At 74.3% G+C, this 3,395-nt stretch carries 3 protein-coding genes; all 3 read right to left on the bottom strand.

The window, feature by feature from the left end; all coding sequences use genetic code 11:
* The coding region (locus tag EAO73_RS25615; RefSeq protein ID WP_147973950.1) for a PucR family transcriptional regulator at positions 1-1,188 on the bottom strand (1,188 nt) is incomplete at its 3' end.
* Positions 1,189-1,237: 49 nt separating this feature from the next.
* Complete coding sequence (locus EAO73_RS25610) at positions 1,238-1,978, bottom strand: MgtC/SapB family protein (RefSeq protein WP_147973944.1); 741 nt, start codon at positions 1,976-1,978, stop codon at positions 1,238-1,240.
* 172 nt (positions 1,979-2,150) lie between these two features.
* Positions 2,151-3,260 carry a lytic polysaccharide monooxygenase gene (locus tag EAO73_RS25605; RefSeq protein ID WP_147973943.1) on the bottom strand — a complete coding sequence of 370 codons (1,110 nt, stop codon included), beginning with the start codon at positions 3,258-3,260 and terminating at the stop codon, positions 2,151-2,153.
* Between the last annotated feature and the right edge of the window lie 135 nt (positions 3,261-3,395).

Raw genomic sequence — 3,395 nt, 5'->3', positions numbered from 1 at the left:
GGGGTGGAACGCGGCGCGGCGGCGCTGGCCCGCCAGCTCCCGGGCCAGCGCCGCCGCGCCGCGTTCCACCCCCGCGTCCACGGGCAGCAGCACCAGCAGCCGGTCCCCGTCGCGCAGTACGCGCACGGCGGGGCGGTACGTCGCCGCCTGGAGCGCCGCCACGTCGAGGGGGCGGTCGCCCGGGGCGGGCGCGGCGGTGAGGGTTTCGGCGACCACCACCGCGCAGGCGGCGTCGGGGGACAGGCCGAGCGACCAGGCGTGCGTGCGGGCGTCCCCGTCCCCGTACAGCAGTCCGCGCAGCGCGAGTTCGCTGCGGCGGGCGGCGCCGCTCTCGCGCAGCCGGTGCCGCACAAGCAGGGGCGCGGCGACCTCGGCGGCCCTGCGCAGGGCGTCCGGCGCGTCCGGGCGCAGCGGGCGTCCGTCGCCGGCCACCCAGATGGAGCCGAGGACCTCGGGGCCGCTGCGGACCGCGATGATCAGGCGCTCGGGTCCCTCCGCGTCGGCCGCGCGGTGGATCACGTCGCGGGAGGTCCACAGCGTCCGGAGCATGCCGCTGCGGCGCAGCTCCGCGACCCGCCACTCCGGGACCCGGCCGCCCAGGATGGTGGACCGGCGCAGCACATCGGCGTCGGGCCCGGTGGCGGAGTGGGCCAGGACCCGCAGGCGCGTGTCCTCGATGGTGATCGAACCGCCGGTGTACTCGGCGACGGCCGCCGCGAGGGCGCTCAGGCTCTCCGGACCCCCGGCCGCCATCCGCCCCGCCGTCCCGTCGTCCGCGCCCGCCCGTGCGCAGGCCAGCGCGGATCGCAGCAGCGCGGCGGTGTCCGTCCAGTCCGCCCATTCCGCGCGGGTGAGCAGGGCGACCCCCGCTCCCTCGGCGGCGTCGACCACCTGGGGTGCGGCGGCGACCCCTTCCACGGCGCGCAGCACCACGCCGGACGCGCCCCGGCGCGCGGCCTCGCGGACCGGGGCCGCGGCGTCGGGGGACGAGGCGGGCGCGCCGGTCAGCAGGACCAGGCAGCCGTCCAGTGGCCGGGCCGGACCTTCGTCGCCCACGGCCACACCCCGCACGCCGACGTCATGGCCGGAGGGCGCCAGCAGCAGCCGCAGGCTCCCGCCGTCGTCGAAGGCGAGGAGTTCGCGCAGCGCGACGGAGGGCTCCGGCGGGAGGGGCGCACGGCTCGTCATGGCAGCCGAGCATACGAGCGCACCGTGCCGCCGCGTCCGGAACCGGCCCTCACTCGTCGGCGAGATCGCTTCGGCTGCACGCCAGGACGCCCGCCGTGCCCGCCAGCCGTGCCGTCAGCGCGTCGGGGTCGCCCCGGCCCTGCACGCTCAGCGCGACCTCGACGGTCCGCTCGACGTTCTCCTGGGGGCGCCGGCGCCGGTATCGGCCCGAGCCGGAGAGCGTGGTCAGCTCGGAGACCGCGAACCCGGTCTCCGTACAGTGGTTGACCAGTTCCCGCAGCGCCCCGACCCCCTCGGTGTACGTGATGCGGTACCCGATCGAGGCGTTGCGCAGGGTGGGCAGCCGGTGGGCGAGGGGGCGTACCCCGTAGGACACCAGGAAGTACGCGAGCGTGGCCAGCGTGGCGAGGACCGGCAGCCCCGCACCGGCCGCGCAGCCCACGGCGGCGGTGAGCCAGATCGAGGCCGCGGTGGTCAGGCCCCGCACGGAGCCCCGGTGGACGAAGATGACGCCGCCGCCGATGAAGCCGAGGCCGGAGACGATCTGGGCCGCGACCCGGGACGGGTCCAGCTCCACCTGGCCGGTGACCACCACGTCGGAGAAGCCGAACTTGCTGACCAGGGTGAAGAGCGCGGCCCCGAGTCCGACGATGGTGTAGGTGCGCAGCCCGGCCGCCTTCTGGCGGATCTCGCGCTCGATCCCGATCGCGCACGACAGGACGAACGCGATGCCGAACTGCGCCGCGTGCGTCCAGTTCTGACCGAACGGTTCGTTGATGTCGAGTGCCACGCAGCCTCCGGGCCCGGCGGGCCTGTCCGGCGGATCATGATCGGACAGACTCCACCGTACCCGGCCATTCGGGTCCCGGTCGCAAGCGGCACGGCCGCCGGTCCCCGGGCGGTACGGGAGGGCGGCGGCTCCCGTACCGCGTGGGAACCGCCGCCGTCCGCGCAGGCGGCCGCTAGTTGACGCAGCCGATCGAGCCGATGGGGAAGTTGTTGCCGGTGGAGGTCGCGGTGAACCCGAAGGTCACGCTGCCGTCCGGCGGGATCGTGCGGTTGTAGTCGGCGTTCTTGACTGTCAGCGTGCCGTCGGAGCCGGTGCTCAGCACCCCGCTCCACACGCTGCTGACCGTGGTGCCCGCGCCGGGCTTCCAGTTCACGGACCAGCCGTCGAGCGCCGTCGTGTTGTGGTTCATGACCTCGACGGAGCCCTGGAAGCCGCCGCTCCAGGAGTTGGTCACGCTGTAGACGGCCATGCAGCCGGTGTGCGGATCGGTGGGGTCGGTCGGATCGGGCGTCGGGTCCGTGGGGTCCGGCGTCGGGTCGGTCGGGTCCGGCGTCGGGGTGGTGGAGCCGCGCATGCCGGTCACTTCGCCGTGGCCGCCGTCGAAGACGATGTCGGAGCAGGAGAAGAAGTTCTCCTGGCTGTCCGAGCGCACCCACTGGATGAACATCACCGCGTCACCCGAGCGGCCCGAGGGCAGGGTCAGGTCCCAGTAGTAGTGGCCGCCGTCGGTGCCCGGCGAGCCCACGGCGGGCGGGTTGGTTACCGTCTGTACCAACTCCAGGTCGTCCCAGCCCAGTTCGGACGTGGGTGCATACCCTGGCTTGGACACGTAGACCCGGAACGAGCCAGGGTGCGCCGCCCAGTTGCTGTGGTCGACCTCGATCGTGGCGCCCGAGGTCAGGTGCGTACGGGGCCAGTCGCCGCGCGGCGCGTTGTAGCCGGTGAAGTTGTACGGCGAGCGGTCGCCGGCGCTGCACAGCTTGCCGTCCGGGACGTAACCCTGGCCCCGGCCACCGGCGTTGGAGTCGAGCACGGCGAACCAGTTGTACAGGGCGGTCGCACCGCTCTCCGCGAGCGCGGCCTTGCACGCCGGGTTGGTCGGGTCCAGGGCGCCGGTGCTCGTCTTGGCATCCAGGTAACAGAGGTAGGTGCGCGATCCCGGCGACATCGTGACGCCGTGGGCCTGTGCGCTGCCCTGGCCCAGCAGGGTGAAGGCGATGCCGCCGAGCAGCGTCGCCAGCACCGCCGCCAGGGAGGCGAGTTGTGTCCTGCGTCTTGCCATGGTGTCTCCTTCTGCGTGTGCGGGGGCGGTCGTCGTGCGGGACGAGCGTCAGGAGGTCGCACCGAGGTGTGGTCGGACCGACGGTGCCGTGGCGGATCACCCTCCGGGCCTGGGCGGTGGGGGATGCGTGGGGGT

The organism is Streptomyces sp. col6 (assembly GCF_008042035.1).
Classification (GTDB): domain Bacteria; phylum Actinomycetota; class Actinomycetes; order Streptomycetales; family Streptomycetaceae; genus Streptomyces.
Note: the sequence above shows the minus strand (reverse complement) of the source record. Positions and strands in the feature narration are given on the sequence as shown.